At 47.4% G+C, this 5,546-nt stretch carries 7 protein-coding genes; all 7 read right to left on the bottom strand.

All coding sequences use genetic code 11. From position 1 onward, the window contains the following. On the bottom strand, window positions 1-720 hold the full coding sequence (locus H5U02_13655; protein ID MBC7343467.1) for an HAD family hydrolase: 720 nt from the start codon (window positions 718-720) through the stop codon (window positions 1-3). A 27-nt stretch (window positions 721-747) separates the two neighbouring features. Continuing rightward, entirely contained in the window at window positions 748-2,205 is a 1,458-nt protein-coding gene (guaB, locus tag H5U02_13650; GenBank protein ID MBC7343466.1) for an IMP dehydrogenase, read from the bottom strand. A gap of 49 nt (window positions 2,206-2,254) precedes the next feature. Further along, entirely contained in the window at window positions 2,255-3,109 is an 855-nt protein-coding gene (locus tag H5U02_13645) for a PHP domain-containing protein (GenBank protein MBC7343465.1), read from the bottom strand. Then, a complete protein-coding gene (locus H5U02_13640; GenBank protein ID MBC7343464.1) occupies window positions 3,099-4,100 on the bottom strand; it encodes a membrane dipeptidase in 1,002 nt (333 codons plus the stop codon). Before H5U02_13640 ends, H5U02_13645 begins: the two co-directional genes overlap by 11 nt. A 42-nt stretch (window positions 4,101-4,142) precedes the next feature. Further along, complete coding sequence (locus H5U02_13635) at window positions 4,143-4,406, bottom strand: stage V sporulation protein S (protein MBC7343463.1); 264 nt, start codon at window positions 4,404-4,406, stop codon at window positions 4,143-4,145. A 172-nt stretch (window positions 4,407-4,578) separates the two neighbouring features. Beyond that, a complete protein-coding gene (locus H5U02_13630; GenBank protein ID MBC7343462.1) occupies window positions 4,579-5,361 on the bottom strand; it encodes a TIGR00282 family metallophosphoesterase in 783 nt (260 codons plus the stop codon). Between the two features lie 12 nt (window positions 5,362-5,373). Then, the coding region (locus tag H5U02_13625; GenBank protein MBC7343461.1) for a hypothetical protein at window positions 5,374-5,546 on the bottom strand (173 nt) is incomplete at its 5' end.

Genomic DNA, 5,546 nt, shown 5'->3' with positions numbered 1-5,546 from the left:
TTAATACTCCTTGAAAGCCCTTTGTGTAATTAGGGCGTACAGGTCATCCCACGTACCCTGGTAAGTTGAGCGGGGACTAATACAATTGCGGTTCAGGACATATCCTTCGAGAAGAAAAGTAGCCATCCCCAAGTTCCCTGCCACAAGATCTTCGTCTACATCATTTCCGATCATTAAGCATTGGTTGGGTTCGGCTTTTAAAAGCCTTAAGATTTCAGCATAGTATTCCAACTTAGGCTTGCAGTAATGCATGTTCTCGAGGCTAGTAATCAAAGCAAAATGACTTTCATCCAGGTTTATCCACTTTAGCCGCTGTTTTAAGGCTACCAGTGGAAAAACCGGGTTTGTGGCTAGCACGTTTACATAACCATGCTCAATAGCTGCCTCAATACACCGCAAGCTCATTGGGCTAGGCTTGACTAAGGAAGCCAACAAATTATATTTCTGTTGATAGAACTGATTGAGTAATGGCTCAAGCGCAGACCGTTTAAGGTTGATTCGAGGTATGAACTCTTTCCAAAAGAGGGTTTCATTAGTTTCTAAGCCATTGCCACCAGTTATCATTTTCCAGGTTGCATTCTGCAATTCAGTTATGAACACTTTGGGGTCCACAAGGAACGACACTTCATTTGCCAGCAGGGTTAAGTATTCTCGAATCAATAGTTCACTATCCGCAGGTAGTAGAGTTCCGTCCAGATCCCACAATAAAAACCGAGTCACTCCACTCTGCCCCTTCTGCCCAAGCATTTAAATGGTGTAATTAGGAGCTTCCTTGGTTATGATTACGTCGTGGGGGTGGCTTTCTCTTAAGCCGGCGGAGGTGATTCTGATAAACCTGGTTTGTGTCTGTAGCTCGGATATGGTCTTTGTTCCGCAGTACCCCATTCCGGCCCGCAAACCGCCCACTAGCTGGTAGATAGTTTCTGCCAGTGGACCTTTATATGGTACTCGGCCTTCGATACCTTCCGGAACCAGCTTGTTGCTTCCTTCCTGGAAATAGCGGTCGCTAGATCCTTTCTTCATGGCCGCTATCGATCCCATTCCCCGATACACTTTAAAGCTGCGACCTTGATATATCTCGATTTCTCCCGGGCTCTCTTCGGTCCCTGCCAGAAGGCTTCCAATCATGACCGCATTGGCACCAGCTGCAATCGCCTTAACGATGTCACCAGAATATCTAATGCCGCCGTCAGCAATGATGGGTATGTTTTGGTTCTTGGCTGCAACCGCGCAGTCGTAAATGGCAGTTATCTGTGGAACACCAATCCCGGCCACAACTCTGGTAGTACAAATTGAGCCTGGTCCGACCCCCACCTTTACTGCTGATGCCCCTGCTTCAATTAATGCTAACGTAGCCTCGGCAGTGGCAACGTTGCCTGCTATTACCTCGGTATCTTGGAAATTTCGCTTGATTTCTTTTAGGGTTTCAATTACGCGCTTTGAGTGACCGTGAGCAGTGTCAATGACCAACACATCCACTCCAGCATCCACCAACAGCCCGGCCCGAGCTAAAGCTTCGGGGCCAACCCCAATGGCTGCCCCAACCCGCAGCCGTCCTTTATGGTCCTTGGTGGCATTGGGATAGCGACGTGCTTTCTCTATGTCTTTGATAGTGATTAGCCCTCGTAACCTGAAGTGCTCGTCCACCAACGGAAGCTTTTCGATCTTATGCTCTTGCAGTATTCTTTTAGCCTGTTCTAGAGAAGTACCTATGGGGGCTGTTACCAAGTTGTCTTTGGTCATTACCTCGCGAATTGGTTTATTATAATCTTCTTCAAAACGAATGTCTCGGTTAGTAATGATACCCACTAGCCGCTGGTTAACAGTTACTGGAACCCCGGAGATGTGATAATGCTCCATTATTTCCACGGCTTTGGCAATGGTTTGGTTAGGATCTAGCGATATGGGGTCAGTAATAACTCCATGCTCAGACCGTTTGACCCGGTCAACCTCACTGGCCTGTTGTTCGGCGGTCATATTCTTATGAATGACTCCCAATCCACCTTCGCGGGCAATTGCTATAGCTAGTCTGGACTCAGTGACAGTATCCATTCCGGCGCTAAGAATTGGTATGCCGAGCTTAATCTTAGGGGTCAAATAAGTAGTAGTATCAACCTCACTTGGGAGAACATCAGATTCCTGTGGCACTACCAGTACATCATCGAAACTAAGTCCTTCTCTGGAAAACTTATTTGTCCATGGCATTAATGGATATCCCCTTACCGAAGTATAGCTTGGCGTTATTATAGCATATTTATTGTCTTGCGTGCCTATCCTTTAGCGCCACCATACTGGATCTCGCAGCCCGGAGTTCTTGCAGCCTAGAGACCGAAACACCAAAATCGCCTATTTCGCAATCTTTTGGGCCACGGAACGGGCCATGAAAATCGGTGCCGCCCGTCACCAGCAGGTTGTATTCCCGGGCTAAGCCAAGGTAATAAGCAATGTCATGGGGAGAGTGATCCGGGTAATAGACCTCAATTCCTTTCAAACCTTCATCAACCAAATCCTTAATAAGCGCATTGACCTTGGATATTCCTGGATGGGCCATCACTGGTATTCCGTTGGCGCCAGTGATCAGTTCAATCGCTTCCACTGGGCTCAGTTTAGCCCTAGGGACGTAAGCCGGCTTGCCCGGGACCAGAAATTCTTCAAAAGCTTCGGCCACCGACTGCACGTATCCCTTCTCAACCATGGCCTGAGCAATGTGCGGTCTTCCTATCACATTGCCGGAAACGAATTTGGTTACTTGCTCAAGGCTTAGGGGATAACCAGCGGCAGACAGTTGCTCCAATATACGGGCTGCGCGCTGGCGGCGTTCTTTTCGAAGCTGTTCTAAACGTCGGTTTAGCGCATTGTCATCGGACTCAATATAATATCCCAAGATGTGTACTTCGGATGCTCCCCACTCGCAGCTTAGCTCGATCCCCGGTACTAGGGTAAACCCGACTTGAGAAGCTACCTTCTGGGCTTCCTGCAAGCCATCTACCGTATCATGGTCTGTGATGGCTATGGCGGGCAATTTCCGCTTTTTGGCTTTCTCAACTACTTCCGCTGGAGAATATAATCCATCAGAGGCAGTAGAATGCACGTGAAGGTCAACCAGCATTAGGCACACCTTGGATCTGATCGCTTGGTAAGACTTGAGACAATACTCGCAAGAAATTCCCACCTAAGATTTTACCAATATCAGTCTGACTATAACCGCGCTTTTTTAACCCCTCTTCCAAAAGGCCAAAACTGGCAGGGCTTCGTAAAGCGGGTAAGTAATTGTCAGTACCATCAAAGTCCGACCCAATGCCTGCGCAATTGGGGCCAGCAACTTGGCAAATGTGATCGATATGCTCAAATACATGCTCAAGATTCGGAGCAGAGGTGTGTAGGAACTCGGGTACAAAGGTCACTCCTATCACTCCCCCTAACTCCGCAATCGCCTTGATTTGCTCGTCAGTGAGGTTGCGGGGATGGTCCGCTAAGGCTCTACAGTTGCAATGCGAGGCAATTACTGGCGATTGACTTAGCTCAATTGCCTCCCAAAAGCTTCTTTCCCCCAAATGGGAAACATCAATTATCATCCCAAGAGCATTCATTTCCCTAATGACTGCCCTACCGAAATTACTAAGCCCAGCCCCTTGACCAGTTTCCCCAACTCCATCGCCCAGATAATTGCGCCGGTTCCAGGTCAAACATATACTTCTAACTCCTAGCCGGTAGAAGTTACGAAGGATGGCCAGGCTTCCCTGTAATGCTTCTCCGCCCTCGAGGCTTAGAATGGTACCGATTCGGCCTAGGGCCATCATTCTTTCTATATCTTCTCTACTATTCACAGGCATTAGGTCATTACTATAATTTTTAACCATGCGCCAATATAGGTCGACGAGTTCGAGTGAACGGTGAAGAGGCATGCCATACGCAAATTCGCTTTCGACAAATACAGCAAACCACTGCACCCGAACTCCACCTTGTCGCAATCGAGGAAGGCTGACGCATATCTGGTTCGGGGATTCGGCAAACTTATCCAATCCATAGGTCTTTAGCCTAATCAAGGTATCGCAGTGGGCATCAACCACATACGTGGTATTGTCATTTACAACTACCACTAAGCCGGGTCAAACCTCCACAGGCAATAGTTAAATAAATAACTACCTAGGTTCTACAATTAATTTAATGGCTGTCCGTTCTTCACCTTCAATCTGAACATCGGCAAAAGCTGGTATGCATACCAAGTCCAATCCGCTGGGAGCAACAAAACCTCTGGCAATTGCCACGGCCTTTACGGCTTGATTAAGAGCCCCGGCACCAATAGCCTGGATTTCTGCTACGCCCTTTTCTCGAATCACGCCGGCCAGGGCTCCGGCTACAGAGTTAGGGCTTGATTTTGCGGACACCTTTAAGACCTCTACCAACTCCAACCTCTCCCTTGTGTTATTTCTTAGACTTTAGACTGATTAAACCAACCTAGGATCCGATTCTTGAAACTTTTGTAAAGTCCTTTTCTAGTTAACGTATTTTGACACAATTTGTACAAATATTAATCTGCGCCTTTCTTCTGTATGCCACGGCCACCAAGATCTTTCCTTAATCAAAAGTGCATTTCAATGACTCAATCCGCTTGGCTTGACAGCTGCCATCTAGAATTTCAACTACAACTGCGTTTAGCTCTACAGTCCCCTTGGCTACCTCAAAGCGTTGTGGCAACCCGGTTAAGAACTTTGCTACTACCGGCTCCACCTTAACACCAAGAATTGAGTCCCTGGGCCCAGTCATACCTACATCCGTAATGTATGCAGTTCCACGGGGAAGGATTCGAGCATCATTAGTCTGAACATGCGTATGCGTTCCTATGATCGCAGATACCTTTCCGTCCATGAACCACCCAAAGGCAAGCTTCTCCGATGTTGCCTCCGCATGGAAATCGATAATTATGTTCTTGGTTTCACCATATAGGTCGTCAACTGCAGTTGCGCATGCACGAAACGGACAGTCCAAGCTAGGCAAAAATGTTCTTCCCGAGGCATTAATAATACCAACGGGAATTCCCATGTTGCTTGTAATGATAGCATATCCTTGGCCTGGGCAGCCCGGAGGGTAGTTAATGGGCCTAATTATCCGACTTTCATTTTCCAATAGCGAAAATACCTCTTTATTATCCCACACGTGGTTCCCCGTAGTTATAAAATCAACGCCGGCATCAAACAACTCGCGAGCCGTCTCCGAAGTGATGCCTGCGCCTCCAGCGACATTTTCACCATTAGCAATTACTAAGTCAACCGAGTATTCTTGACGGAGACTAGGAACTAACCTACGTACTGCTCGCCGTCCTGGTCGCCCGACTACATCACCGATAAATAATATATTCACGTTAACCTCCTGTTAAGCTTCTTGATCATAGACCATAACTTTACCCTCGTGCCGAAAGGCAACTAATTTCTTTTGCCGCTCCTCTTTACCTACCATCTCCAACATACTGGCAATTAGTTCCTCCTTAATTAGATCCCCTTCTATGTGCGAAGTCGGGTTTTCAAGCAAAAGCATATCCTGGCACT

The organism is Clostridia bacterium (assembly GCA_014360065.1).
Taxonomy (GTDB): Bacteria; Bacillota; DSM-521; order Neomoorellales; family JACIYF01; genus JACIYF01.
The sequence above is the reverse complement of the archived record's forward strand: the minus strand, read 5'-3'. Positions and strand labels throughout refer to the sequence as shown.

Excerpts from the sequence above, each read along its gene's own strand:
- H5U02_13645 (MBC7343465.1), bottom strand. The coding sequence starts at position 3,109 with ATGCTGGTTGACCTTCACGTGCATTCTACTGCCTCTGATGGATTATAT.
- guaB (MBC7343466.1), bottom strand. The coding sequence starts at position 2,205 with ATGCCATGGACAAATAAGTTTTCCAGAGAAGGACTTAGTTTCGATGAT.